The sequence below is a fragment of the Bradyrhizobium sp. 956_D2_N1_4 genome, from assembly GCF_052076025.1.
GTDB classification, from domain to species: domain Bacteria; phylum Pseudomonadota; class Alphaproteobacteria; order Rhizobiales; family Xanthobacteraceae; genus Bradyrhizobium; species Bradyrhizobium barranii.
In genome coordinates this window covers 6,660,050-6,684,847 of sequence record NZ_CP197237.1, presented here as the reverse complement: position 1 = coordinate 6,684,847, position 24,798 = coordinate 6,660,050, and the positions used below count along the sequence as shown (strand labels likewise).

General features: G+C 65.1%; 25 protein-coding genes. 16 read left to right on the top strand and 9 right to left on the bottom strand.

The annotated features are described in order from the left end of the window. Position 1 precedes the first annotated feature (1 nt). The 11 genes from urtE to AB7535_RS31590 all read left to right on the top strand — a co-directional run bounded on the left by urtE (position 2) and on the right by AB7535_RS31590 (position 8,922). Positions 2–697, top strand: coding sequence for an urea ABC transporter ATP-binding subunit UrtE (gene urtE, locus AB7535_RS31640; RefSeq protein ID WP_014498215.1), 696 nt, complete (start codon positions 2–4; stop codon positions 695–697). A 36-nt stretch (positions 698–733) separates the two neighbouring features. Next, entirely contained in the window at positions 734–1,564 is an 831-nt protein-coding gene (locus AB7535_RS31635; RefSeq protein ID WP_063980978.1) for an urease accessory protein UreD, read from the top strand. Between the two features lie 39 nt (positions 1,565–1,603). Further along, positions 1,604–1,906, top strand: a complete 303-nt coding sequence (locus AB7535_RS31630; RefSeq protein WP_007605424.1) for an urease subunit gamma — start codon at positions 1,604–1,606, stop codon at positions 1,904–1,906. 10 nt (positions 1,907–1,916) lie between these two features. Next, positions 1,917–2,222 carry an urease subunit beta gene (locus AB7535_RS31625; RefSeq protein ID WP_007599812.1) on the top strand — a complete coding sequence of 102 codons (306 nt, stop codon included), beginning with the start codon at positions 1,917–1,919 and terminating at the stop codon, positions 2,220–2,222. 3 nt (positions 2,223–2,225) lie between these two features. Continuing rightward, on the top strand, positions 2,226–2,765 hold the full coding sequence (locus AB7535_RS31620) for an HD domain-containing protein (protein ID WP_231143906.1): 540 nt from the start codon (positions 2,226–2,228) through the stop codon (positions 2,763–2,765). Positions 2,766–2,799: 34 nt separating this feature from the next. Next, complete coding sequence (gene ureC, locus AB7535_RS31615) at positions 2,800–4,515, top strand: urease subunit alpha (protein WP_439037449.1); 1,716 nt, start codon at positions 2,800–2,802, stop codon at positions 4,513–4,515. Between the two features lie 152 nt (positions 4,516–4,667). Further along, complete coding sequence (locus AB7535_RS31610; RefSeq protein WP_014498210.1) at positions 4,668–4,967, top strand: putative quinol monooxygenase; 300 nt, start codon at positions 4,668–4,670, stop codon at positions 4,965–4,967. A gap of 12 nt (positions 4,968–4,979) precedes the next feature. Next, entirely contained in the window at positions 4,980–5,591 is a 612-nt protein-coding gene (locus tag AB7535_RS31605) for an urease accessory protein UreE (protein WP_231143908.1), read from the top strand. After that, positions 5,572–6,300: an urease accessory protein UreF gene (locus tag AB7535_RS31600; RefSeq protein ID WP_231145484.1), complete on the top strand. Its 729-nt coding sequence runs from the start codon at positions 5,572–5,574 to the stop codon at positions 6,298–6,300. Before AB7535_RS31605 ends, AB7535_RS31600 begins: the two co-directional genes overlap by 20 nt. A 39-nt stretch (positions 6,301–6,339) precedes the next feature. Continuing rightward, the gene (gene ureG, locus AB7535_RS31595) at positions 6,340–6,963 is read left to right on the top strand and encodes an urease accessory protein UreG (protein WP_063980981.1); all 624 of its coding nucleotides are present in this window, start codon (positions 6,340–6,342) and stop codon (positions 6,961–6,963) included. A 300-nt stretch (positions 6,964–7,263) separates the two neighbouring features. Beyond that, on the top strand, positions 7,264–8,922 hold the full coding sequence (locus AB7535_RS31590; RefSeq protein ID WP_063980982.1) for a CHASE domain-containing protein: 1,659 nt from the start codon (positions 7,264–7,266) through the stop codon (positions 8,920–8,922). A gap of 73 nt (positions 8,923–8,995) precedes the next feature. On the opposite strand, the gene AB7535_RS31585 is transcribed toward AB7535_RS31590, so the two are convergent. From AB7535_RS31585 to AB7535_RS31565, 5 genes are all read right to left on the bottom strand, one after another. Further along, positions 8,996–9,604, bottom strand: coding sequence for a TetR/AcrR family transcriptional regulator (locus AB7535_RS31585; RefSeq protein ID WP_038959396.1), 609 nt, complete (start codon positions 9,602–9,604; stop codon positions 8,996–8,998). Positions 9,605–9,786: 182 nt separating this feature from the next. Then, a complete protein-coding gene (locus AB7535_RS31580) occupies positions 9,787–10,929 on the bottom strand; it encodes an OpgC domain-containing protein (protein WP_231143909.1) in 1,143 nt (380 codons plus the stop codon). A gap of 187 nt (positions 10,930–11,116) precedes the next feature. Then, positions 11,117–11,572, bottom strand: coding sequence for a hypothetical protein (locus AB7535_RS31575; protein WP_028148388.1), 456 nt, complete (start codon positions 11,570–11,572; stop codon positions 11,117–11,119). An 82-nt stretch (positions 11,573–11,654) separates the two neighbouring features. Next, positions 11,655–12,026, bottom strand: a complete 372-nt coding sequence (locus AB7535_RS31570) for a DUF883 family protein (protein ID WP_028148389.1) — start codon at positions 12,024–12,026, stop codon at positions 11,655–11,657. Positions 12,027–12,101: 75 nt separating this feature from the next. Continuing rightward, positions 12,102–13,214 (bottom strand): AI-2E family transporter, encoded by a 1,113-nt coding sequence (locus AB7535_RS31565; protein ID WP_166345186.1) that lies wholly within the window; start codon positions 13,212–13,214, stop codon positions 12,102–12,104. 204 nt (positions 13,215–13,418) lie between these two features. Between AB7535_RS31565 and AB7535_RS31560 the strand changes: the two genes are divergently transcribed. Next, positions 13,419–14,201, top strand: a complete 783-nt coding sequence (locus AB7535_RS31560) for a L,D-transpeptidase (protein WP_071916686.1) — start codon at positions 13,419–13,421, stop codon at positions 14,199–14,201. A 17-nt stretch (positions 14,202–14,218) separates the two neighbouring features. Continuing rightward, positions 14,219–14,872, top strand: a complete 654-nt coding sequence (locus AB7535_RS31555) for a DUF2865 domain-containing protein (protein WP_231143910.1) — start codon at positions 14,219–14,221, stop codon at positions 14,870–14,872. A 68-nt stretch (positions 14,873–14,940) separates the two neighbouring features. On the opposite strand, the gene AB7535_RS31550 is transcribed toward AB7535_RS31555, so the two are convergent. Beyond that, on the bottom strand, positions 14,941–17,034 hold the full coding sequence (locus AB7535_RS31550; RefSeq protein WP_231143911.1) for a methyl-accepting chemotaxis protein: 2,094 nt from the start codon (positions 17,032–17,034) through the stop codon (positions 14,941–14,943). Between the two features lie 272 nt (positions 17,035–17,306). Here AB7535_RS31550 and AB7535_RS31545 point away from each other — a divergent pair, with 272 nt between their 5' ends. Continuing rightward, positions 17,307–17,462, top strand: a complete 156-nt coding sequence (locus AB7535_RS31545; protein ID WP_011084288.1) for a Thivi_2564 family membrane protein — start codon at positions 17,307–17,309, stop codon at positions 17,460–17,462. Between the two features lie 158 nt (positions 17,463–17,620). Here the strand turns inward: AB7535_RS31545 and AB7535_RS31540 are convergent, their stop codons facing one another. The 3 genes from AB7535_RS31540 to cysD all read right to left on the bottom strand — a co-directional run bounded on the left by AB7535_RS31540 (position 17,621) and on the right by cysD (position 22,815). Continuing rightward, on the bottom strand, positions 17,621–19,786 hold the full coding sequence (locus AB7535_RS31540; protein WP_231143912.1) for a malate synthase G: 2,166 nt from the start codon (positions 19,784–19,786) through the stop codon (positions 17,621–17,623). A gap of 297 nt (positions 19,787–20,083) precedes the next feature. Beyond that, a complete protein-coding gene (gene cysC, locus AB7535_RS31535) occupies positions 20,084–22,000 on the bottom strand; it encodes an adenylyl-sulfate kinase (RefSeq protein WP_231143913.1) in 1,917 nt (638 codons plus the stop codon). A 20-nt stretch (positions 22,001–22,020) separates the two neighbouring features. Next, entirely contained in the window at positions 22,021–22,815 is a 795-nt protein-coding gene (gene cysD, locus AB7535_RS31530) for a sulfate adenylyltransferase subunit CysD (protein ID WP_231143914.1), read from the bottom strand. A 236-nt stretch (positions 22,816–23,051) separates the two neighbouring features. Between cysD and cysG the strand changes: the two genes are divergently transcribed. Together cysG and AB7535_RS31520 are read left to right on the top strand one after the other, a co-directional pair. Next, positions 23,052–24,476, top strand: a complete 1,425-nt coding sequence (cysG, locus tag AB7535_RS31525; RefSeq protein WP_231143915.1) for a siroheme synthase CysG — start codon at positions 23,052–23,054, stop codon at positions 24,474–24,476. Then, positions 24,473–24,781, top strand: a complete 309-nt coding sequence (locus AB7535_RS31520) for a DUF2849 domain-containing protein (protein ID WP_071916679.1) — start codon at positions 24,473–24,475, stop codon at positions 24,779–24,781. The genes cysG and AB7535_RS31520 overlap by 4 nt, the downstream gene beginning before the upstream one ends. Positions 24,782–24,798: the final 17 nt, after the last annotated feature.

The following is a 24,798-nucleotide window of genomic DNA, read 5'->3' as shown; positions in this document are numbered from 1 at the left end:
GATGCTTGAGGTCAAGGACATCAACCTGTTCTACGGCGCGGCGCAGGCGCTACGCGGCGTCTCCATCGCCGCAGAGCCCGGCAAGGTCACGTGCGTGCTCGGGCGCAACGGCGTCGGCAAGACCTCGCTGTTGCGCGCCATGGTCGGCCAGTATCCGATCTCCTCGGGCGCGATCGTGCTCGACGGCAGCGACATTACCGGGCTCAAACCCTATGAGCGGGCGCGAAAAGGCATCGGCTTCGTGCCGCAGGGCCGCGAGATATTTCCGCTGCTGACGGTCGAGGAGAACCTCAAGACCGGCTTCGGTCCGCTCAAGCGCGAGGACAGGCACATCCCGGACGACGTGTTCTCGCTGTTCCCGGTGCTGCAATCGATGCTCGGCCGGCGCGGCGGCGACCTCTCCGGCGGCCAGCAGCAGCAGCTCGCGATCGGGCGTGCGCTGGTGATGCGGCCAAAGCTGCTCCTGCTCGACGAGCCGACCGAGGGCATCCAGCCGTCGATCATCAAGGACATCGGCCGTGCCATCTCGTACCTGCGTAACCTCGGCAACATCGCCATCGTGCTGGTCGAACAATATCTCGACTTTGCCTGCGAACTCGGCGACAGTTTCGCGGTGATGGATCGCGGCGCGGTGAAGTTCTCGTGCGACCGATCCAATCTCGATCCGGCCGAAATCAGCCGCCAGATGGCGCTGTAATCCGAAAATTTCTGCCGCGGCCGGCTGGGGAGACGGATGCGCAGCGACGCTTTGACGACATCTTCGGTTTTCGAGGCGAACCGCGCCCGCGGCGCGGTGCGCTTCGACGTCCATGCCCGCGATGGCGTGACGCGGCGTGGCGTCTTGCATGAGTCCGGCTCCCTGCGCGTGCGCTTTCCCTCGCCGGAGGGCGAGGGGCTCTCCGGCGTGTTCGTCAACACGGCCGGCGGTGTTGCCGGCGGAGACAGTTTTGACATCGAGATCGCGGCAGGCCAGGGCTCGCGCCTGACATTGACCACGGCGGCGGCCGAGAAGGTCTATCGCGCGCCAGGGGCGGCGGCGCAGCTCAATATCGCCTTGAAGGTCGCCGCAGGCGCGCATCTCGGCTGGTTGCCCCAGGAGACGATCCTGTTCGATCGCGCCCGGGTCCATCGTCGTTTCGACATCGAACTCGACGAGGCCGCCTCGCTTCTGCTTTGCGAGATCGTCGTGTTCGGCCGCACCGCCATGGGCGAGCGGATGGAGCAGGGCGAGTTCATTGATCGCTGGCGGCTGCGTCGTGGGGGCAAGCTGGTGTTCGCCGAAACTGTCAGGCTCGACGGGAATATCGGTGCAAAACTTGGGCGATCGGCAGTGGCCAAGGGCGGTGCCGCGATCGGCACGGCGCTGATCGTTCCCGGCGACGAGCCGCTGATCGAGCGTATCCGCGAGGCCTCGGAGTCGTTCGCCGGCGAGGTCGGAATCTCCGCCTGGAATGGCTTTGCAATGGCGCGGTTCTGTGCCCAAGATGCCGCGCGCTTGCGCGCCGACATGATGGCGGTGCTGGCGCGGACCGGCGCGGCGCTGCCGCGGCTGTGGCTGAGTTGATGGCTGCTGAATTGATGCATTGAACGGAAGAGATGCTGCATGAACCTGTCTCCCCGCGAAAAGGACAAGCTCCTGATCTCGATGGCGGCCATCGTCGCCCGCCGCCGGCTGGATCGCGGCGTCAAGCTCAACCATCCCGAGGCGATCGCGATCATCTCCGACTTCATCCTCGAAGGCGCGCGCGACGGCCGTACCGTCGCCGAGCTGATGCAATCCGGCGCGCAGGTTCTCACCCGCGACCAGGTGATGCCGGGCATTCCCGAAATGATCCACGACATCCAGGTCGAGGCGACCTTTCCGGACGGCACCAAGCTTGTCACCGTGCACGAGCCGATCAGGTAGGAGCGAGAGCATGATCCCCGGCGAACTCTTCATCCAGGACGGCGAGATCGAGCTCAATGCCGGCCGCAAGACCGTGACGCTGACGGTCGCCAACACCGGCGACCGCCCGATCCAGGTCGGCTCGCACTACCACTTCTTCGAGACCAACCCGGCGCTGAAATTCGATCGCAAGAAAGCCCGCGGCATGCGCCTCGACATCGCCGCCGGCACCGCCGTCCGCTTCGAACCCGGCCAGACCCGCGACGTCCAGCTCGTCGCGGTGGCGGGGAAGAAGACGATCTACGGTTTTCGTGGCGACGTGATGGGGAAGCTGTGAGTCATGCTTCCCGCCATCCGCCTTATCTCGGAAGCCGCTGAGCTGGCCGCGCGCCGGCACAATGGCATGGCGCGCAAGGGGCGGGGGAACGAGCCTTACATCAATCATCTCGCGGAGGTCGCGAACCTGCTGGCGACGGCGACCGATGGCGCGGATGCCGAGCTGGTCGCGGCCGGGTGGCTGCACGACGTGATCGAGGACACCGACACCACTCGCGAGGAGCTCGCACAGAAATTCTCCGATCGCGTTGCCTCTCTCGTCGTTGAATGCACCGACGACATGAGCCTGCCCAAGCCAGAGCGGCGACGCCGGCAGATCGTCGATGCACCGAAGAAATCGGCCGGCGCCAAGCTGATCAAGATCGCCGACAAGATCAGCAATATCGGCGCGCGCATTCATTCCGACCCATCCGCCGTAGAGCGCAACGATCTCGCCGACTACACGGGCTGGGCTGAGCAGGTCGTTGCCGGATGCCGTGGCGGCAATTCGTGGCTCGATGCAAAATTCGACGATGCCGTAAGAGCAGCGAGAGCTTCGCTGTGAACAACCAGGAATTCAAACGCAAACGGGGCTTGTGATGTCCGTCAAAATAAAGCGTTTCGTCTATGCCGACATGTTCGGCCCGACCACCGGCGACAAGGTCAGGCTGGCCGATACCGATCTCATCATCGAGGTCGAGAAGGATTTCACCACTTACGGCGAGGAGGTGAAGTTCGGCGGCGGCAAGGTGATCCGCGACGGCATGGGCCAGTCGCAGGTCACCAACAAGCAGGGCGCGGCCGACACCGTCATCACCAATGCGCTGATCGTCGATCACTGGGGCATCGTGAAGGCCGACGTTGCGATCAAGGACGGCATGATTTCGGCGATCGGCAAGGCCGGCAATCCCGACATCCAGCCGGGCGTCACCATCATCGTCGGCCCCGGCACCGACGTGATCGCGGGCGAAGGAAAAATCCTGACCGCCGGCGGCTTCGACAGCCACATCCATTTCATCTGTCCGCAGCAGATCGAGCACGCGCTGATGTCTGGCGTCACCTCGATGCTCGGCGGCGGCACCGGCCCGTCGCACGGCACGTTCGCCACCACCTGCACGCCGGGACCGTGGCACATGGGGCGGATGATCCAGTCGTTCGATGCGTTCCCGGTCAATCTCGGCATCTCCGGCAAGGGCAACGCGTCGCGCCCCGCCGCGCTGGTCGAGATGATCAAGGGCGGCGCCTGCGCGCTGAAGCTGCACGAGGACTGGGGCACCACGCCGGCTGCGATCGACAACTGCCTGTCGGTGGCCGACGATTACGACGTCCAGGTCATGCTGCATTCCGACACGCTGAACGAATCCGGCTTCGTCGAGGATACGATTAAGGCCTTCAAGGGCCGTACCATCCACGCCTTCCACACCGAGGGCGCCGGCGGCGGTCACGCCCCCGACATCATCAAGGTCGCGGGGCTGAAGAATGTGCTGCCGTCCTCGACCAACCCGACGCGGCCCTTCACCCGCAACACCATCGACGAGCATCTGGACATGCTGATGGTGTGCCACCATCTCGATCCCTCGATCGCGGAAGACCTCGCGTTTGCGGAGAGCCGTATCCGCAAGGAAACCATCGCCGCCGAAGACATTCTGCACGATCTCGGCGCGCTCTCGATGATGTCCTCGGACTCGCAGGCCATGGGCCGCCTCGGCGAGGTCATCATCCGGACATGGCAAACTGCGGACAAGATGAAGAAGCAGCGCGGGTCGCTCGACCAGGACAAAGGCAAGGACAACGACAATTTCCGCGTCAAACGCTACATCGCCAAGTACACGATCAATCCCGCGATCGCGCACGGCGTGTCGAAACTGATCGGATCGGTCGAGAAGGGCAAGCTCGCCGATCTCGTGCTGTGGTCGCCGGCCTTCTTCGGCGTCAAGCCGGACTGTATCATCAAGGGCGGCTCGATCGTCGCCGCCCCCATGGGCGATCCCAACGCCTCGATCCCGACGCCGCAGCCGGTGCACTATCAGCCGATGTTCGGTGCCTTCGGCAAGGCGCGCACCGCGTCGTCCGTGGTGTTCACCTCGAAGGCGGCGGTCACCGGCGGCCTCGCGCGAAAGCTCGGCATCGACAAGAAGCTCTATGCGGTGCAGAACACCCGCGGAAAAATCTCGAAGAAGAGCATGATCCACAACGACGCCACGCCCAATATCGAGGTCGATCCCGAGACCTACGAGGTGCGCGCCGACGGCGAACTGCTCACCTGCGCGCCCGCCGAGGTGCTGCCGATGGCGCAGCGATATTTCATGTACTGAAATAGCGTCTGGACGCATGTCCCCGGCGCATGTCCCGATTGCATGTCTTGTTGCATGTCCTGGGGCGGCTTTTCCGGTTTTGCGTTCGACCCCGCCTGGTCTAAGGTCCCGCCCGGTATCTTACCTTAGAAGAAAAGCCGGGAGGATTTCTCGTGATTTACGTCGTTGCCACCTTGACCATCAAGCCCGAGACGCGCGCCGAATTCATTGCGGCCGCCACCGCCTGCATCAAGGAGACGCGGAAGGAGCCCGGCAACATCGCCTATGATTTGCACGAGAGCGTCACCGATCCCGCCAAGATGGTGTTCGTCGAGCAGTGGGAGAGCGCCGAGGCGCTGGTGCCGCATCGCGCCATGGAGCACATGAAGACGTTCGGCCGCGTCGCGGTGAAGTGTTTTACGGCGCCGCCAAAGATTGAAGTGATCACGCCCGAGAAGGTCGAGACACGGTAACGGGGTAAAAGCATGATCCGGGCGACGCAGGTTAAGGGACAGCACGGCTTCACGGAGACGCCGGCGGATACGGTGGTGCTCGATTTCGACGACCGGCACCGCCGCCGCATGGCGATGACGGGGACGCGGGGCCTCGAATTCCTGCTCGACCTGGAGAATGCCGTCGCACTGCGCGGCGGTGATGCGTTAGTGCTGGAGGACGGCCGGCTGGTCGAAGTGGTCGCGGCGCCCGAGCCGCTGCTGGAGATCCGCGGTCGCGATCCGCACCACCTCGTTCGCGTCGGCTGGCATCTCGGCAATCGTCATTTGCCGACGCAGATCATGGCCAAGAGCCTGCGCATCCGCCGCGACCATGTCATCGAGGCCATGGTGAAGGGCCTCGGTGCGCGCGTGATCGAGATCGAGGCGCCGTTCGATCCCGAAGGCGGCGCTTACGCCGATGCCGGCCATGCACATGGCCACGACGACCATGCGCATCACGATCACGGCCATCACCACCACGATCATGGCCACGATAACCACGATCATGCCGCGCATGACCACGGCCACGACCATCACCACGACGAGCATTGCGACCACCCCGACCACCACCACGGCCACAAGCATGCTCATGACCACAAATGAGCCGGTGAGTGCCGGTGACCTCGCCGAACGCGAGGCGGCGGCGCTGTACCGGCTGATGACGTGGCTGTCGCCGGCCTTTCCGGTCGGCGGCTTCTCCTATTCCAGCGGCATCGAATGGGCGGTCGAGGCGGGCGACATCACTGACACCGCGACGCTGGCCGACTGGCTCGACGCCATGCTGGGCGATGGTTCCGGCTTTTGCGATGCGACGTTCCTGGTCCACGCCTATCGCGCCACTGAATTGGGCGAGGACGCCACCTTGAACGATATCGCGGAGCTCGCCGCCGCCTTCGTGCCGTCGCGCGAGCGGCAGCTCGAGACGACCTCGCAGGGCCGCGCCTTCATCGACATCTCCCGCGCCGCGTGGGATGCCGACGGGCTGGATGCCATGGTGGCGGCATGTCGCACGGCACTGGTCTATCCTGTCGCCGTCGGCGTGGTCGCCGCGGTGCACGGCGTGCCGCTGGCGCCGACGCTGCACGCCTTCCTGCATGCGCTGGTCTCGAACTGGATTTCGGCGGCGAGCCGCCTCATTCCGCTCGGCCAGACCGACAGCCAGCGGGTGCTGGTGAAGCTGGAAGCCGCCGTTGCCGCAACCGCCAATCGTGCGTTGAATGCGACATTGGACGACCTCGGCAGCGCGACGTTTCGCGCCGATCTCGCCAGCCTGCGGCACGAGACGCAATATACGCGGCTGTTTCGCTCGTGAGCGGTGCGGCCTTTAATCCATCGAGAGAGAGCGAGTGACATGTCGAAATCTCACGGCCCCTTGCGCGTCGGAATAGGCGGCCCGGTCGGATCGGGCAAGACCGCGCTGATGGACCTGCTCTGCAAGACCATGCGCGAGCGCTATGACATCGCGGCGATCACCAACGACATCTACACCAAATGGGATGCGGAATTCCTCGTGCGCTCGGGCTCGCTGACGCCGGACCGCATCGCCGGCGTCGAGACCGGCGGCTGCCCGCACACCGCGATCCGCGAGGACGCTTCGATGAACCTGGCCGCGGTCGCCGACATGCGCGCAAAATTCCCCGGGCTCGACCTCGTGCTGATCGAGTCCGGCGGCGACAATCTGGCTGCCACTTTTTCCCCGGAGCTCGCCGACCTCACCATCTACGTCATCGACGTGGCGGCCGGCGACAAGATCCCGTCCAAGGGCGGCCCCGGTATCACCCGCTCCGACCTCCTGGTCATCAACAAGATCGACCTCGCGCCCCATGTCGGCGCCTCCCTGGAGAAGATGGAGACGGACGCCAGGCGCATGCGCGGCGCGCGCCCCTTCGTCATGACCAACCTGAAAAAGAGCGAGGGGCTCGACCAGATCGTCGGCTTCATCGAGGCCAAAGGCGGCCTGAAACGGGCAGGCTGACGGCGCGACGACGTGGCGCAGGGCGTTTTCCGCCGTTAACGTCTGGGGCAAAAGCCGCATCCGCGGAACAAATTTCGGACACGGCGATTAACTACCTCCGGTGCCCGGAGCAAAGCCTTCATGGCCAGACCATCGGCCGGGCGTATTAAGCTTTTCAGGCGACCGAAGTTGCGTACTGATGCCTCCTCCTTCATTATCTCCGTTACTGGGGTCCACTCTGTTTCGGCACATGGCCGTTCGAGCGGCGTTGATATGCTCCGTGTTTATTGCCGACCTGCCGTTTTCGTCTGAGTAGTCGAAGTGGTCCGGCTGGGTTTTATCATCGGTTTCATCGCCCTGCTCGGAGCCCTGCTCTCCGGGCTCGCGGCCTATCGCGTCCACGACCAGGAGCTGGCACTGGACCGGATCGCGCTGGCGCGCGCGATCGACGTCCACGCGAGCCTGGTCCAGGACCGGCTGACCGAGCGCGAGCTGCTCGCGCGTGTCGCCTCAGGCTTGTTCCGTGCGCCGTCGGTCATCAAGCCGAACATGCTGGAGCCGCTGCGCTCGGCCATCTACGCCTTCAAGACCGATTTCGTGGTCGCCGGGTGGGTCGCCCGGCTGAAGCCGAACGAGCTTCTGCCGGCGGAGGACGCGATCGCGAGCGCCGGCTTCCCCAATCCGCAGATTCGCACGTATGACGACAAGCCGATCGATCTTGCGAAGGTCACCCAGCCGATCGACGTGCTGATGGACCTCGAACCGCGCAGCAACGAGACCAAGGCGCTGCCCGGCCGCAGCTACGAGCAGGATCAGGTGCGCAGCGCCATGCTGACGCGTGCGCGTGTCGAGAAGAGGTCGGTCGCCTCGGACCCGGTTCAGTTGCTGCGTGGCGGCGGGCCCATCGGCATCATCGTGGCCGCGCCCGTCATTCCCGAGGGCGCGACCGAGCCGGCCGGCTTCGTCACATTTTCCTACGAGCTCGCCTCCCTGATGCTGACCAATGACGACATGTCGTTGTTCTCGGTCGCGCTGAAGGATCCGCGCAGGGAAGGTGGTGAGCTCGTTGCCAACGACCAGGGCGTGGTCTCGTCACGCATGACGGCAGCGGACGGGCCGGCGCCGTCGGCGACGCGCACGGTGAGCTTTGGCGGGCGCGACTGGCATCTCGGCTACTACGCCAAGACCAATTCGGCGCGGCGCGCCGAGCAGACGGCGATCATCGTGGCGGCGATCGGTTTTGCCATCACCGCGATGGTGTGCGGCCTGTTCGGCTATGTCGCCTACAACAATCTACGGCTCAGCCGGGAAATCCAGGTGCGGATCGGCTTCGAGCGCCGGCTGACCGCCGTCATCGACGAGCTCAACCACCGGGTCAAGAACATCCTGGCGGTGATCCAGTCGATCGTGACGCGCACGCTGCGCCACGGCTCGGACATCGACGTTGCGCGTGAACTGCTGATCGGCCGCATCCACGCCATGTCCAACGTGGTCTCGCTGCTCAGCGAGAGCCAGTGGCAGGGCGTCAAGCTGAAGGGCCTGTTCGAGGCGCGCGCCATCCCGCATGCCGACCGCATCGCCGTCACCGGCCCCGACATCGCGGTCAGCGCGCGCGCCGCGCAGAGCCTGTCGCTCCTGTTCTTCGAGCTCGCCTCGCACTCCGACGAAGGTCTGTCGCTGGTCGGAAAGCATCCGCACATCACCGCGAATTGGACGGTGACGGGCGAGGGGACCGACGAGGTCTTCCATTTCCGCTGGGAGGAGTTCAACACCAGCGAGGCGACGCGCCGCCCGGATTCCGATTTCGGTCTGATCCTGCTCGACCGCGTCGCGCCCGAAGCGCTTGGCGGCACTGCCAAGCGCTACTTCACCGACGCCTCCTACGTCTATGAATTGACGGCGCCGATGGAGACGGTGGTCGACATGTCCGAGCGCGACCGCACGGACAAGATCTCGGCGCCGGTCAGGCCCGTGCGATAAAGGTCGCGCTTCAGATTGTTGTTTTGAGCATGATCTTTTCGGAAAACCGCTTCGCACTTTTCCGGATCATGCTCTAACCCTTCGGCCGCAGCACCAGGTCGACCAGATTGCGCGCGTAGGCCGGCGTGATCGGTGCGATGCCGAAGACGTAGCGGTAGAACAGGCTGCCATAGATGGCGTCGTAGAGATCCTCGGGCGCTCCCTCCGCCAGGATGCTGCCATCCGTCTGGCCCGCGGCGATCATCTCGACCAGTGCGTCGCGGCGGAATTGCAGGTAGCGGGCATAGAACAGCTCCGCCGAGCCGGTCTTGGAAATGCATTCGGAGACGACGGCGAGCTGCACCTTGCCGAACTCGCCCTGGAGCGCCTCGGCATAGGCCGCGGCATGGCGGCGTGCGCGCGCCGCGGGGCTGCCGGAGCTCGCAGGCGGCAGCGGCAGCATCTGCGCGGCATGATGAAGGAAGGCGTCGATCAGCAGCGCTTCCCGCGACGGCCACCATTTGTAGATCGTCATCTTGGAGACGCTGGAGTGGCGTGCGACGGCGTCGATGGAGGTGGCGGCAAGGCCGGTGGCGGCCATCAGCGCATAGGCGCTTTCGAGAATGGCGTTGGTGGTCTCGATCGACCGCGGCCGGCCGCGCCGGGGCGCGCTGTCAGCCTCATCACCCCCGCCCTTTGCCATCGCCACGCCCGGTCCCCTCACGCAGAGGCTCCCCGCATAGCGCAGCCACAGGTCTCGGCCTAGCAGAATCGCACGATTATTTGGCTAGAGCGTTTTCGAGCGAAGTGGATACCGGTCCGCGTGAAGAAAACACGTCAAGACAGGAATCTAGAGCTCCGTTCCGATTAAATCGGAACGGAGCTCTAGGCCTGCTGCCGCAGGGCGGCCGGAAGGTCCTGCCGCCTCGACCACGAGATGTAATAGGCCACTGCTGTCATGGCCGCGAAGCCAACGAGGCTTACCGCGATCTGCATCACCACGAGGTTCGGTCCGGTGATCAGGATGAGATGGCCGGCGAAGGACAGGAACACGGCAACGCAGAACACCGCGAGCCATTCCTCGCCGCATGTGATCACCGCCTGAAGCGGCCGCAACTTCAGGCCGGGGTGGTCGGCCGGAATGAGATGGGTCGCGAGGAAGGCGAGCGCGAGGAAATGGATCACGCGATAGGGCGCGAGGTTTTCCTTGTCTGTCGGCGCGATGCTGTTGACGACGAAGTCCGGCAAATAGACGGCCAGCGCGGGCGAATGCCGCATCAAGGTGACCGCCATCGCGAAGATGAGATAGGCACCCGCGAGGATCCGCAGCCAGGACATGCCGTGCAACGCGCGTCCGGAGGCGCCTGTTACGGCGAACCAGCCGCCCAGGACCATCAGCATCTGCCAGCACAGCGGATTGAAGGTCCAGTCCTGGTCCGGATAGACCCGGAAATTCCAGTCGAACCAGCGCGCCGCAACGTACAGCGCGACCGATGCCGCCAGCGTCAGGTTCGGCCGCCGCAACAAACCCCATAGCGCAAACGGAAAGAACGCCATCAGCGGGATCATCAGTTGCAGGAGGTCGAGGTTCAGCGGCTCTTCCTGGAGCACGAGGCCGCGGACCAGGATGCGCAGCGGATGATCGAGAATGCCCGAGATGTTGTATTCGTGGATGATCTCCGGCGCCATCGATTGCGAGGCGACATAGGCGATGGTGTCGATATAGATCACGAAGAGCACGACATAGGCAGCGTAGAGCCGCCAGACGCGGCGGAAGATGCGCGTCGCAGCGACGACGTAGCCGCGCTCCAGCGCCATCCTGCCGTGAATGATGGCGACGCCATAACCCACCACGAACACGAACAGGTCAGCGGCGCCGCTGAAGCCGAAATTTCGCAGCGTCAGGAGATTAACGACGTTGTTCGGGATGTGGTCGACGAACACCGACCAGTTGGCAATGCCGAGCGTCAAATACAATCTGGCATCGTGATGGAATGCGGCGAGGTTCGCCTTGACGGACGGTTTCATCGCGGAAAATGACTTTTGGAATCACGGGCGCTGCTTTTAGCGGCAACCGCCCGCCTATCCGAGTAGCGTTTGCGTGAGGGGGGCTGGAATTGTCCAATCTGGCGAAAAATTGCGCATGATCGCCGGATGGAATTCCCGCAAGTTCGCTCTTTCCGCCGACGACGAAATTATCTTAGCGCTTCGACCGCTATTCGGCCGGTTCAGCCGAGGCTTCGTCGGATGCGCCGGCGCGACTCGCCATAATTCCAAGGGCGACGCCGCCGATCGCCAGGATCGGCAGCAGCCGCTTGATTCCGATGGCGCGAACGATCTGGAGGCCCGTCGCGAGCAGCATGGGGTCGGCGAGCATGCTCGAAGCGGCCGACTTCGCGGCGCGCTCGGCGGCGATCCGGGCGCGCTTCCGCATCTCCCGCTTGTAGCCCCAATAGCTCCCCGCCGCGGCAAGCGTCAGCAGGAAGAAGATGCCGGCGCCGGCGAGGCAGGCCTGCACCGGTCCGTAGGTCTGAAGGACCGAGATGAAGGCGGCCGCGCAGAGAAAGCCCGTGGTGATGAAGAGCGCGAGTGCCGCGCCCGCGGCGAGCGATGTCAGGCGGACGGTCGCGCCCGTCGATGCGCTGATGCCGTCGATGATGCGCTGTAACATGGCCTTGCTCCTCAGATCCCCGCAAGCCGGCAGCGACGGCGCAACAGCGCCGCCGTAACAACGTCAAGGTTTTGCGCCCACGCTACCGGCGCCAGGCGACACCGATCAGGAAGCCGATGCCGAGCGCGAGTCCGACGGTCGCGAGCGGCCGCTGCGTGATGGCATCTTCCAGCGTTTCCTCGATCGAGCCGTAGGCGTCTTGCGCAGCTTCCATCATGGCGCTGCCGCGATCCGACATGTCGTCGACCGCGGAATCCACGCTCTCGCGGGCCTGGCGATAGCCGCGGCGGGCCTGCTTGCTGGTGGAATTGGCAAAGGTGTTGAGCGCGTCGGTGATCTGATCGGTGAGGGCGGCGATATCGCTTTTCACGGCTGCTACATCCTTCTCGAGGCGTTCTCTGGTGGCTTTGTCGGTCCAGTCTCTCATCCCGGTTTCGCCATTGGTTGACATCAGGAGCTCCAAAGCTGTTGGCGGCTGAGATAGCCGGAAAACGTTTCGTGCCCGGGTAAGTTCCGTTCGGGAAACCGGTCATGCCTGCGGCAGCTGCGGCGAATTCTCCGGCAGCAGATGCTCCTTCAGGATCAGCCCGACGATCAGGAGCGGCGACGACAGGAATGCGCCCATCGGCCCCCACAGCCAGGTCCAGAAGGCCAGCGCGATGAAGACGGCAAGCGCGTTCAGGGAAAGCCTGCGCCCGATGATGGTCGGCGTGACGAAGTGTCCTTCCAGGAAGGTGATGCCGCCGAAGGCGAGCCCCGCCATCAGTCCGCCGCCGATGGTCGGGAAGGCGACGAGCCCCACCACGACCAGGATGACGAACATCGCGACCGGTCCGATGATCGGGATGAAGTTGAGCGCCGCCGCAAGCGCGCCGAGCCCGGCCGGATTGGGCATGCCGGTGACGGCGCAGATGAGACCGGTTGCGATACCCACGCCGACATTGATCAGCGTCACCGTCAAAAGATAGTTGCCGAGATGAACCTCGATCTCGTTGAGGATCCGCAGCGTGCGCAGCCGCGCGTCGCGATCGCCGAAATTCATGATCAGCGCCCGCCGCAGGTCGCGCCAACTCGCGATGAACAGGATCAGCGTGGCGAAGAACAGCAGGAATTCGGCGAAGGTCGGCGACAGGAATTCCAGCGTCGGTTGCACCCATTCGGCTTTCGGCAGCGGAAGGCTTGGCAGCCCCTCGGAGCCGCCCACCATCGTCTGCAACTCCTTCCACAGCGCCAGCGGCCGGTCGAAGACGTGCATCTTCTCCTTCAACTGCGCGCCCAATTCCGGCAGGCGCGAGCTCCACTCCATCGCTGGCACGGCGATCAGCGCGACGACGAAGGCGACCACCGTCGTCACCGCGATCACGATCAGCACGGCGCCGAGGGCGCGCGGCACATGCCGCCGCTCGAGAAAGCTGGCGGCCGGCGACAACATGGTGCCGGCGACTACCGCCATCACGACCGGGAGGAAGAATGCCCTGGCGACGTAGAGCACCGCGACCACGGCAATCAGAAACAGACCGGCGAGCGTAAAGGCGACAAACTCGGTGCGGCGGATCACCGGCGGCAGCTCGACATGGCTGTCGGGAAGCGGGTCGCCCTCGTTGTTGCCGGAAATCAGACGTTCAGTGGGAAGGACGCGCACAATATCTCCTCCCGCACGGAAGCCTCCGCGCGCCCATTGTTGGCAGTAGAACGTCCGGGCGGACGTTCCGGTTCCATCGCGGTTTCGTGAAGTTTTGCTCGCTTGACTGTGACCTCGCTGCCGCAACGAGCGGTGGAACTTGAGTCGGTCCAGCTGCGTTTGTTGGGAGCCGCATCACCTGATGCACATCCAACGGGGCAGCACATGACAAGGTTCTCTCCAGTCCGTCGCCGCTTCTCGCTGCGCGCCACCACCGCCATTGCCTTCGCGACAGCATTGCTGACCGTGCCCTTCGCGGCACAGGCCCAGACGCTCGGTTATGCACCGATGCAGCCGCAGGGATATCCGCAGGACCCGAGCTATTCGCGGGGTTATGTCAACGCGGCGCCGCAGGCCGCCGACGAGGATGCCGCGCTGCCCGACCGGCTGCGCAAGCAGATCGTCAGCTTCGACCGGAACGAGCCGGCCGGGACCATCGTCATCGATACCGGCAACACTTACCTCTATTACGTGCTCGGCAATGGCCGCGCGATCCGTTACGGCGTCGGCGTCGGCCGACAAGGTTTCACCTGGGCCGGCGTGCAGAGCGTCAGTCGCAAGGCCGAGTGGCCGGACTGGCATCCGCCGGCCGAGATGATCGCGCGTCAGCCTTATCTGCCGCGCTTCGTCGCCGGCGGTCCCGGCAATCCGCTCGGCGCACGCGCGATGTATCTCGGTTCGAGCGAATATCGCATCCACGGCACCAACGATCCCACCACGATCGGCAAGTTCGTGTCCTCTGGTTGCATTCGCATGACCAATGAGGACGTCACGGACCTGTTCAGCCGCGTCAATGTCGGCGCCAAGGTGGTGGTGCTGCCAAAGAACGCGCCGCTGATGGCCAAGGGATACGACAAGGGCGGCGACCCCATACGCAAGCGCCCGCCGGTGACGACGCTGCCTTCGGGACGGCAGGCGCTGAACATCACGACGTCGGCAGTGAACTGAGAGTTGAGCGAGGTCATATGAAGAGACGTTCGATCGGCAAACTGGCCGGTGGCGCGGCGGCGTGCTTCGCCGTCGCCTCGCTCGGCCTCGCGTTGACGCCGTCGGCGCATGCGGAAGACTTCTTCTCGGCGCTGTTCGGCGGTTTCCGCGCGCGCTCCGCGCCGGAGATCCGCATGCCGTTCCCGACCGATGACATGCCGCGCTACGACACGCCGCGCCAGCGGGCCTCTTATGGCGGCGGCATCGCCTATTGCGTGCGCGGTTGCGATGGCCGCTACTTCCCGGCGCAAGGAAACGACGCCGAAAGCAAGGCGAAATCCTGCAAGAGCTTCTGCCCGACGTCCGAAACCTCGCTGATCTATGGCAGCAACATCGACGACGCCACGACGGACAAGGGAAAATCCTATTCCGACCTGCCGAATGCGTTCCGCTTCCGCAACGAGATCGTCGCGGGCTGCACGTGCAACGGCAAGGATCCGGTCGGCCTCGCCCAGGTTAAGGTCGAGGACGATCCGACCTTGCGCAAGGGCGACATCGTCGCGGGCAGCGATGGCCTGGTGGTCGCCAACCGCAACGCCAACGACCGCCGCGGCATCGCGATGAATTTTTCGCCGCTGCCGGAGTCGGTGCGCGCCAGATTCCGCCAGGTGCCGGTGGTCGCGAAGGAGTAGGGGGGCCCCGCCTTCGCGGGGACGATCCTGATCAGTAGTGGCTGCTTTCTTCCTAACCCGCAGCAGCTTTAAGCCGCGCGGATCTTCCCAAGGAAGTCGCTGACCTGCTGGCCGAGCTGGCGGCTCTGGGTTTCCAGCGTTTCCGAGGCCTGCTTGACGTTGTCCGCCGCACCGGCGGCAGCATCCGCGTCGGCCTTCACGCCGGTGATGTTGTCCGACACGTTCCTGGTGCCCTGCGCCGCAAATTGCGTGCTGCGGGTGATCTCCTGGGTCGCCGCGCCCTGCTCCTGCACGGCGGCGGCGATCGCGGTGGCGACCTCGTTGACCTCGCCGATGATGCCGCCGATGGTCTGGATCGCGTTGATGGCGTCGCTCGCCACCCTCTGGATGTCGGCGATCTGCCCGGAGATTTCCTCGGTGGCTTTGGCGGTTTGGCTCGCCAGCGATTTCACCTCGGAGGCGACGACCGCGAAACCGCGCCCGGCTTCGCCCGCACGTGCGGCCTCGATCGTCGCGTTGAGCGCGAGCAGATTGGTCTGCGCCGCGATGGTGTTGATCAGGCCGACGACCTCGCCGATGCGTCCTGCGGACTGCGCCAGCCCTTGCACCGTGCCGTCGGTCTCGCGGGCCTGGTTGACGGCGCGGCTGGCAATGCCTGCGGCGTGCGCCGCCTGCTGGCTGATGTCGTTGATCGAGGCAGAGAGCTCCTCGGCGGCGGCGGCGACGCTGTCGACGCTCATGGAGGCGTCGTTGGAGGCCTTGCCGGCGACCTGGACGCGGTCGTTGGTCTGGCGCGACACCGCGGACAGGTCACCCGAGGTCTTGCGCATCTCGCCGGACGCTTCGCTCAGTTCGCCGAGCGTCTTGCGCACCGCGCCCTCGAACTCGCCGACATAAGTCTCGACGGCGCGCTGGCGCGCGGCCGCGCCGACATTGCGCTCGCGCTCATGCTCTTCGATCTTGAGCTTCTCGGTCGCCTGCTGCTTGAAGGTTTCCAGCGCGCCGGCAAGCGCGCCGATCTCGTCCTGGCGGTCGAGATAGCCGCTGTCGACGGCAAGGTCGCCGCCGGCGACCTTGAGCATGGCGTCGCGGATGGTGTTGAGGGGATGGATGACGCGGCGGCTGACCAGCATGACCGCGCCGACGGCGAGGCCGATGGCGAGCGCCAGGAGTGCAAGCTGCACGATCAGCGCGCGCTGTGCGGTACTGCGCTGCTCCTGCGTGTAGCTCCGGGCGGCGTCGAGCGCGGCTTCGGCCACCGCGACCGCACTGGCCATACGGCCGACCGTGAGCGGGCTCCACTGGTTGGCCGTCAGCTCGGCCTTCTCACCCTTGACCAGGGTGTCCGCGAGACGGTCGCGCAGGGTGAGATATTGCGGCTCGAAATAAGCGGTCTTGGCCGTGGTCATGGCCGAGGCGAGCGCGGGCGGCAATTGCATGCCCGAGGTCGACAATTCCAGCGCTTTCCACATCGCGGCCGTACCGCCGACAAATTGGGTATAGTTGTAGCGGCCCTCCGGCGAGATCTTGCCGGCCGCAAGTCCGGTCGAGACGATCAGCGAGGCCTCGCCCGCGGTGTTGCGGAGCAGCCAGGCGCTCTGCTTGATCGACAGCAGCTGGTCGATCACGGCATCCTGGTGGTTGACGGTGGCGGCGAGGACGCCCGAGAGCTTGTCGAGCACGTCGAGCAGCCCCTGCGTCGTCTCCATGTATTCCTTGGTCAGGCCGGCGCGGCGCTGGTCCTTCGGTTTGGCGACATCCTCCCAGAATTGCTTCTGCTCTTCGCCCAGCAATTTGTAGAGCCGCGCGAGCTCAGGCACCAGCGTGCCCGATTGCGGGAAGTCGATGCTCGGCAGCAGCTCGAGCGCGCGGGCCATCGCCGGCATCTGCGCATCGCGCAGCGCGCGCAGATATCTCTCGATCTCGGAATCCATCGGCTCGGTCGCGTTCAGCAGCCGCGACGTGGTCGAGCGGTCGGTGCGCAGATTGTGCATCGCCTTGAACAGATCGGCGGAGGCGTCGGCGATCTGCGAGATGCGGTTGGCGGTCTTGAGGCGGTCCCAGGAGGCGTAGGCGGTGAGCGAGAGTGCAATCACCACACAGACCGACGTGATGGCGATCACCGCCTTCAGCAGCGCGGACACGGTCAGACGATTCAGCATCGAAGCCCCCCAAAATTCCAATTGCAAAGTTCGTCGAGACGCCCCGGCAACATCAAAACGGAGGGGCAGGCAGATCGGCAATCGCATGCCGTTTGCGGCGCATCACCCAAACGGTTTCTGCATCTGAAACGAAAAGGGTAAAGTTTTAGGCAGGCCGGCTGATCGTAGAAGTACGTATTTACTAGAAGTTGCAGTGGGTTGCCGTGATGGAACCTGCGCGGGAGATAGGCGTTAGAACACCGTAGCAATTTGCCTGAAGGGGGGTCCTTGCGATGCTGGTCGGCGTACTCGTCACCTTTCTCGTCGTCATTCTCGTGCTCTATCTCATCAACATGCTGCCCATGGACGGTCGCGCCAAGCAGATCGCGCGCGTGGTCGTCATCATCATCGGCGTGGTGTCGCTGCTGAAATATCTGACGGTGTTCTAGCGGGGGTGGGACGCGTAGCCCGGATGGAGCGCAGCGAAATCCGGGGGCCTGCACCAAGCAACGCCGGTCCCGGATTGCGCTTCGCTCCATCCGGGCTACGGCCCGCAACAAAAAAGCCCCGGCGCGAGCCGGGGCTTTGGTGTTTGAATGATCGGGCTTTAGCCCGCAGCCTTGGCCTCGCGGCGGCGCGCGGTGAGGATGTATTCGGTGTAGCCGTTCGGCTGCGTGCGGCCCTTGAAGATGAGGTCGCAGGCCGCCTTGAAGGCGACCCCGTCGAAGGCGGGCGCCATCGGCTTGTAGATCGCGTCGCCCGCGTTCTGCTTGTCGACCACGACGGCCATGCGCTTGAGCGATTCCATCACCTGCGCCTCGGTGATCACACCCTGGTGTAGCCAGTTGGCGAGATGCTGGCTCGAGATGCGCAAGGTGGCGCGGTCTTCCATCAGGCCGACATCGTGGATATCGGGCACCTTGGAGCAGCCGACGCCCTGGTCGATCCAGCGCACGACATAGCCGAGGATGCCCTGGCAGTTGTTGTCGATCTCCTGCTTGACGTCGTCGGGCGCCCAGTTCGACTTCGACACCGGGATGGTGAGGATGTCGGACAGCTTTGCGCGCGGACCGCCCTTGGTCAGCTCCTGCTGGCGCGCGGTGACGTTGACCTGGTGATAGTGCAGGGCGTGCAGCGTCGCTGCGGTCGGCGAGGGCACCCAGGCGGTGGTGGCGCCGGCCTGCGGATGCGCGAGCTTCTGTTGCAGCATGTCCGCCATCTTGTCGGGCGCGGCCCACATGCCCTTGCCGATTTGGGCGTGGCCGGGCAGGCCGTCGATCAGGCCCATGTCGACGTTCCAGTCCTCATAGGCCTTGATCCAGGCTTGCGCCTTCATCTCGTTCTTGCGGATCATCGGGCCCGCTTCCATCGAGGTGTGGATCTCGTCGCCGGTACGGTCGAGGAAGCCGGTGTTGATGAACATGATGCGCTTGGAGGCGCGCTGGATGCAGGCCTTGAGGTTGACGGTGGTGCGCCGCTCCTCGTCCATGATGCCGACCTTGAGCGTGTTCTCGGGCAGCGACAGCATCTTCTCGACGCGGTCAAAGATCTCGCAGGTCAGCGAGACCTCGTCCGGGCCGTGCATCTTCGGCTTGACGATATAGGCAGATCCCGTGCGGCTGTTCTTGACCTTGGAGTTGCCCTTGAGGTCGTGGATCGCAAGCAGGCCGGAGACGGCCGCGTCGAGCAGGCCTTCCGGGACTTCGTCGCCCTTGTCGTCCAGCACCGCGTCGGTGAACATGTGGTGACCGCAATTGCGCATCAGCAGCAGGCTGCGGCCATGCAATTTCACTTCGCCCTTGCCGTCGGGCGTCTTGTAGCTGCGGTCGGCATTGAGCGAGCGGGTCAGCGTCTTGCCGCCCTTCTCGAAGTCGGCCGAGAGCGTGCCGTTCATCAGGCCGAGCGTGTTGCGGTAGACCAGCACCTTGTCCTCGGCGTCGACCGCGGCGACCGAGTCCTCCATGTCGAGGATGGTCGACACGGCGGATTCCATGATCATGTCGGCGACGCCGGCCGGGTCGTCCTTGCCGATCACGCTGCTGCGGTCGATCTTGACCTCGACGTGCAGGCCGTTGTTGGTGAGGAGCACGGCGGACGGCGCTGCCGCATCGCCCTGGAAGCCGGCGAACTGCGCGGCGTTCTTCAGCGCGGTGGCATTGCCGCTCTTCAGCTTCACCGCGAGCTGGCCCGCCACGACGCTATAGGCGGTGACGTCGGTGTGGCTGCCGGTCGCCAGCGGCACGGCGGCATCGAGGAACGCCTTGGCCTTGGCGATCACCTTGTCGCCGCGCGCCTTGTTGTAACCCTTGCCGCTCTCGGCAGCGTCGTGCGGGATCGCGTCGGTGCCGTAGAAGGCGTCATAGAGCGAGCCCCAGCGCGCGTTCGCCGCGTTCAGCGCATAGCGCGCGTTGGTGAGGGGCACGACGAGCTGCGGGCCGCAGATCTTGCCGATCTCTTCGTCCACATTGGCGGTCTCGACCTTCTGCGTCGCCGGCTCGGGGACGAGATAGCCGATCTCCTTCAGGAACGCGGTATAGGCATCGAGGTCGAACACCTTGCCCTTGTTGGCACGGTGCCAGTCGTCGATCTTGGCCTGCAGCGTGTCGCGCACGGCGAGCAGCGCGCGGTTCTTCGGCCCCAGATCCTTGATGATGGCGGCGACCCCGGCCCAGAACGCATCCGGCGCGATCCCCGTTTTCGGGGCCGCTTCCTTGGCGATGAAGTCAAACAGGACGGGAGCGATCTTCAATCCGTGGGCGTCGACGCGTTTCATGATGGGCTTTCTTGTTGGAAATGGCTGTTTTTTGGCTGCTTTTGACCCGACAGCAGCAAAATGCGCCCATAAGGGGCGGCTTTCAGGGCCTATTAGCCCCAAAATCGGGGCCGTGAGAAGGCCTCCCAAAGTTGTCAAAATGTCAAGGCGAGGTGTGCAGCCCGACGCACCGGTGTCATTCCCCGCGAAGGCGGGGAATCCAGTACGCCGCGGCTTCCCCGTGACCCAATGCTGTCTCTGGAATACTGGGTCGCCCGGTCAAGCCGGGCGACGACAGCCGGGGAAAATAGGACGGCCTCAAATATTCGCGGCGAGGTCCACGAGTTCGTCGAACAGCACGCCGGTGGTCTTCAGCATCCGTTCGATCTCGTCCGCGGCGTCGGCAACCGTGCGGGCCGACGTGTCGATCACGAGCTCGGCAGCCTCGGGTCGCTCGTAGTCGTTGCCGATGCCGGTGAACGACGCCAGCGCGCCGGCGCGGGCCTTCTTGTAATGGCCCTTGGGATCGCGATCCTCGCAGACCTCTGCCGGCGTCGCGACATGGATCTCGCGGAACGCGGTGTCGGCGATGCGGCGCGCGGTGGCGCGGTCCTCGCGTGCCGGCGAGACGGCGGCGACGATCGCGATGTGGCCGTTGCGGGCGAGATGGGTCGCGACTTCGGCGAGGCGGCGGATGTTCTCGCTGCGGTCGGCGGCGGAGAATCCGAGATCGTTGTTGAGCCCGGCGCGCAGCGTGTCGCCGTCGAGCAGGATCGGCGAGCCGCCATTGGTGAACAGCCGACGTTCCAGCGCCTTCGCCAGCGTCGACTTGCCGGACGCCGGCAGGCCGGTGAGCCAGACCACGGCGCCGTTGTGGCGGTAGCGCGCGGAGCGTTCGTCGGGCCGCAGCGCCGATTCCACCGGCACGATGTCGACCGGCACGGCGCGCTGGCCGGCATCGACCGACAGCACGAGACCACCGCCGGCGATGCGCCCCGAGACTTCGATCACGAGACGACCGGTGCGCGGATTCTCGGTGTAGGGATCGGCGGCAATCGGGCTCGAAAGGGAAATGTCGATCTCGCCGACATGGTTGCGGCCGATCGCCTTGTTCTCGACGCTCGACAGCTCGCCGGGATCGACCGCCTTCTCGATGGCGACGACGGTGGCGCGGCTTTCCTTCGGGCCGCAGCGGACCAGCAGCTGGTCGCCCTTGGCGAGCGGCTTGTCGTGCAGCCAGAAGATGCGCGCGCGCAGACGGCGCGTCTCGCGCGGTGCGGAGCCGACATGCGCGACGATGTCGCCGCGCTCGATGAACAATTCGCGGTCGAGCGTGATGCCGACCGAGCGCCCCGCGCCCTGCCGTCCCGCGACCGGCGTTACCGGCCAGCTTTCGACTGTCTTGATCCTGGCGATCTTGCCGGCCGGCATGATCACGATCTCGTCGCCGGCAATGAGGCTGCCGGATTCGATGCGGCCCGCGACGATGCGGCGGTCGTCGAACTTGTAGATCGCCTGCACCGGCAGGCGCAGGGCGAGGGCTTCCAGCGGACGCGCCGGCTCGAGCTGGTCCAGCGCCTCGACCACGGTCGGACCCTTGTACCAGCCGATGCGGTCGGTGCGCTCCGCGACGCCGTCGCCGTCGCGGGCCGAGATCGGGATCACCGCCGTCGGCGTCACGCCGAGGCCCTGCAGATGCGCCGAGATCTCGTCGCTGATTTCTTTGAAGCGCTCGGCGCTGAAATCGACGCGGTCCATCTTGTTGACGACGATCGCGACCTGCTTCACGCCGAGCAGGTGCAGCAGATAGCCGTGCCGCCGGGTCTGGTCACGCACGCCTTCGAGCGCGTCGATGATCAGCACCGCGCCGTCCGCCTGCGACGCACCGGTGATCATGTTGCGCAGGAATTCGGCATGGCCGGGCGCGTCGATCAGCACGATGTCGCGCGAATTGGTGCGGAAGCGGATCTGCGTGGTGTCGATGGTGATGCCCTGGTCGCGCTCGGTCTGGAGCGCGTCGAGCAGGAACGACCATTCGAACGGCATGCCGCGCCGCGCGCTGACGGCTTTCAGCATCTCGAGCTTGCCGTCGGGCAGGCTGCCGGTCTCGTGCAGCAGGCGGCCGACCAGCGTCGACTTGCCGTGGTCGACATGGCCGACGATGACGATGCGGACCTGCGGACGCGTGGTGCCGTTCGGAGTGGCGGGCGAAGCGGGGGTGACGATCATGTTCATAGCCGCGTTGCGTCCTTGAATCAGAGATAGCCGGCGACGCGCAGACGCTCGAAGGCGTCCTCGGTCTCGTGGTCGAGCGCACGGCCGGCGCGCTCCGGCACCTTGGTCTGCTCGAGCTCGACCAGGATCTCATCGATGGTCGACGCGGTCGACGCAACCGGATTGGTGATGTCCTGATCGCCCAGCGAGCGGTAGCGCTTGCCGTCCTTGGCGAGATACAGCGGGATGATCGGGATGTTCTCGCGCTTGGTGTAGGCCCAGATGTCGGCCTCGGTCCAATGCAGGATCGGATGGATGCGCAAATGCGCGCCTTGCGGCGGCGACGCATTGAAATGATCCCAGAACTCCGGCGGCTGGTCGCGGACGTCCCAATTGCCTTCGAGGCCGCGGGGCGAGAACACGCGCTCCTTGGCGCGGGTTGCTTCCTCGTCGCGGCGGATGCCGGCGATCAGGCCGTCAAAACCGTATTTGCTGAGTGCCATCTTGAGGCCTTCGGTCTTGCGCGCGGCGGAACGGGCGGCCGGCGGCAGCGTTGGATCGACGGCATCGATCGGCGGGCAGGGCTCGACGCGCAAATCGAGATCCCACTCCTTCCCGTAATGGTCGCGGAAGCGGTACATCTCCGGAAACTTCTTGCCGGTATCGACGTGGAGGGCCGGGAACGGCAGCCGGCCAAAGAACGCCTTGCGCGCCAGCCAGATCATGACGTTGGAGTCCTTGCCGAGCGACCACAGCAGGGCGATCTTCTTCAGGCGGCCGAAGGCCTCGCGGAAAATGTAGATGCTCTGCGCCTCAAGCTGGTCCAAATGGTCCATGCTGGGGGCGGTCAGCCCGACGGGAATTTGCTCGGAAACGGGAGCCCGGAAGTCCCGTCCATCTGCACCGGAATCGGTCCTGAGAAGATGCATCTCTGCCACTTTGCGTTTGGAGGCGAATTTTCTATAGTTGCGGTGCAGAAGAGAAGAAAAAATTTTCTCTTTGCGCGCTCGAAACGACACATATATAGAAAATAATTCCAGTCAACCCCGGATGTGGGGGAAGCGAGTATCGCATGCGGTTCTTGCCGGTGTTCCTCGATCTCAAGGCCGGTCCGGTGGTCCTCATCGGCGCGGGTGAGCTTTTGCGCGCCAAACTGCGCGTGCTCGCCGCTGCCGGTGCGCGCATCCGCGTGCATGCGATCGACGGCAATCAGGACCTGAGCCTCAGCTCCGAAGGCGCGGCGCGGATTGAAATCGCGACTGGCGATCCGCTCACCGCCGATCTCTCGGGCGTCATTGCCATCGTTTGCGCCGGCGCGGGCGATGTCGGCGTGGCCATGTCGGTCCGCGCCAAGGCGCTCGGCCTGCCCGTCAACGTCATGGACGATCTCGAACATTCCAGCTTCATCTTCCCGGCGATCGTCGATCGCGGTGATGTCGTGGTCGCGGTCGGCACCGGCGGCACCTCGCCGGTGGTGGCGCGGCGTGTGCGCGAGAAGATCGAGGCGCTGCTACCGGCCCGCATCGGCGAGCTTGCCGAGTTCATCGGCGGCTTCCGCAAATCGATCAACGAGCGCATCGCCGAGTTTCCGCTGCGCCGCCGCTTCTGGGAGCGCGTCATCGACGGTCCGATCGGCGCGTCCGTGCTCGCGGGCCGCAAGGGCGAGGCCGACGCCGCGATCAAGGCGATCTCCGATCCGTCCGCGTTCGCGCGTGCCGACAAGCCGGAAGGCTCGGTCGCGCTGGTCGGCGCCGGCCCCGGCGATCCCGACCTTCTCACCATCAAGGCGCTGCGCGCGTTGCAGGATGCCGACATCGTCTTCCATGACGAACTGGTCTCGGGTGAAATTCTCGACCGCATCCGCCGCGACACCACGCGCGTTCCGGTCGGCCGACGCGTCGGCAAGCCTGGCATAGGCCAGGACGCCATCAACAAGCGCATGATCGAGGCCGCGCAATCCGGCCAGCGCGTGGTGCGGCTGAAGGGCGGCGACCCCTTCGTGTTCGGCCGCGGCGGCGAAGAGGTCGAAGCGCTGCGCGCGGCCGGTATCGCCTATTCGATCATCCCCGGCATCACCGCCGGGCTCGGCGGTGCCGCCGATTTCGAGGTGCCGCTCACCTATCGTCATGAAGCGACCCGCATCACCTTCCTCACCGCGCACAAGGCGCGCGATGCGGAGAACGTGGACTGGTCGACGCTGACCGACACCAAAATGACCGTCGTGGTCTACATGGGCATGACCGCCGCCCCCGCAATCCGCGAAGGCCTGTTCGCGGCCGGCCGTTCGCCGGAGACGCCGGTCGGCGTGTTCTCCCGCGTCACGCGGCCGGACGCACAAGGCGCGATCGGCACGCTGCGCGACCTGCCCGAGCTCGTGCGGCGGACCCATGGCGGTCCCGCCATCCTCATCATCGGCGACGTGGTCCGGCATGCCGGTTCACTTCGCCGCGAAACACCCAAACAAATCATCTCTGACCTCCTGGATGCTGCCGAATGACCTCTCCCTTGCAAAAGAAACTTAAAATCAGCGATTCCTCCGTCGTGACCGCTAACCGTACCTGGGATGGCGTCGTCGTCTACCGCACCGCTGCCAAGGGCTGGTCGGCTGACCTCGCAGACGCCGCGATCGTGCGAAACTCCGATGAGGCGAAAGCGTTGCTCGCCGAGGCCGTGGCCGATGACGTCGGCGCGATTGGTCCCTATATCGCTCCGGTCCAGATCGGCGAGGACGGCAAGATCGTGCCCGGAAATCTGCGCGAGCAGATCCGCCGCGATGGCGTGACCATCGATTTGCCGGTTTAATCGCAGGTCGGGCTGTA

What these genes read in the sequence shown, in the direction of transcription:
- cysD (WP_231143914.1), bottom strand. Translation starts at nt 22,815, where the DNA reads ATGGACCATTTGGACCAGCTTGAGGCGCAGAGCATCTACATTTTCCGC.
- AB7535_RS31545 (WP_011084288.1), top strand. Translation starts at nt 17,307, where the DNA reads ATGCTGGTCGGCGTACTCGTCACCTTTCTCGTCGTCATTCTCGTGCTC.
- AB7535_RS31625 (WP_007599812.1), top strand. Translation starts at nt 1,917, where the DNA reads ATGATCCCCGGCGAACTCTTCATCCAGGACGGCGAGATCGAGCTCAAT.
- AB7535_RS31630 (WP_007605424.1), top strand. Translation starts at nt 1,604, where the DNA reads ATGAACCTGTCTCCCCGCGAAAAGGACAAGCTCCTGATCTCGATGGCG.
- AB7535_RS31550 (WP_231143911.1), bottom strand. Translation starts at nt 17,034, where the DNA reads ATGCTGAATCGTCTGACCGTGTCCGCGCTGCTGAAGGCGGTGATCGCC.
- ureG (WP_063980981.1), top strand. Translation starts at nt 6,340, where the DNA reads ATGTCGAAATCTCACGGCCCCTTGCGCGTCGGAATAGGCGGCCCGGTC.
- urtE (WP_014498215.1), top strand. Translation starts at nt 2, where the DNA reads ATGCTTGAGGTCAAGGACATCAACCTGTTCTACGGCGCGGCGCAGGCG.
- ureC (WP_439037449.1), top strand. Translation starts at nt 2,800, where the DNA reads ATGTCCGTCAAAATAAAGCGTTTCGTCTATGCCGACATGTTCGGCCCG.
- cysG (WP_231143915.1), top strand. Translation starts at nt 23,052, where the DNA reads ATGCGGTTCTTGCCGGTGTTCCTCGATCTCAAGGCCGGTCCGGTGGTC.
- AB7535_RS31540 (WP_231143912.1), bottom strand. Translation starts at nt 19,786, where the DNA reads ATGAAACGCGTCGACGCCCACGGATTGAAGATCGCTCCCGTCCTGTTT.
- AB7535_RS31555 (WP_231143910.1), top strand. Translation starts at nt 14,219, where the DNA reads ATGAAGAGACGTTCGATCGGCAAACTGGCCGGTGGCGCGGCGGCGTGC.
- cysC (WP_231143913.1), bottom strand. Translation starts at nt 22,000, where the DNA reads ATGAACATGATCGTCACCCCCGCTTCGCCCGCCACTCCGAACGGCACC.
- AB7535_RS31585 (WP_038959396.1), bottom strand. Translation starts at nt 9,604, where the DNA reads ATGGCAAAGGGCGGGGGTGATGAGGCTGACAGCGCGCCCCGGCGCGGC.
- AB7535_RS31580 (WP_231143909.1), bottom strand. Translation starts at nt 10,929, where the DNA reads ATGAAACCGTCCGTCAAGGCGAACCTCGCCGCATTCCATCACGATGCC.
- AB7535_RS31520 (WP_071916679.1), top strand. Translation starts at nt 24,473, where the DNA reads ATGACCTCTCCCTTGCAAAAGAAACTTAAAATCAGCGATTCCTCCGTC.
- AB7535_RS31635 (WP_063980978.1), top strand. Translation starts at nt 734, where the DNA reads ATGCGCAGCGACGCTTTGACGACATCTTCGGTTTTCGAGGCGAACCGC.
- AB7535_RS31620 (WP_231143906.1), top strand. Translation starts at nt 2,226, where the DNA reads ATGCTTCCCGCCATCCGCCTTATCTCGGAAGCCGCTGAGCTGGCCGCG.
- AB7535_RS31605 (WP_231143908.1), top strand. Translation starts at nt 4,980, where the DNA reads ATGATCCGGGCGACGCAGGTTAAGGGACAGCACGGCTTCACGGAGACG.
- AB7535_RS31560 (WP_071916686.1), top strand. Translation starts at nt 13,419, where the DNA reads ATGACAAGGTTCTCTCCAGTCCGTCGCCGCTTCTCGCTGCGCGCCACC.
- AB7535_RS31575 (WP_028148388.1), bottom strand. Translation starts at nt 11,572, where the DNA reads ATGTTACAGCGCATCATCGACGGCATCAGCGCATCGACGGGCGCGACC.
- AB7535_RS31600 (WP_231145484.1), top strand. Translation starts at nt 5,572, where the DNA reads ATGCTCATGACCACAAATGAGCCGGTGAGTGCCGGTGACCTCGCCGAA.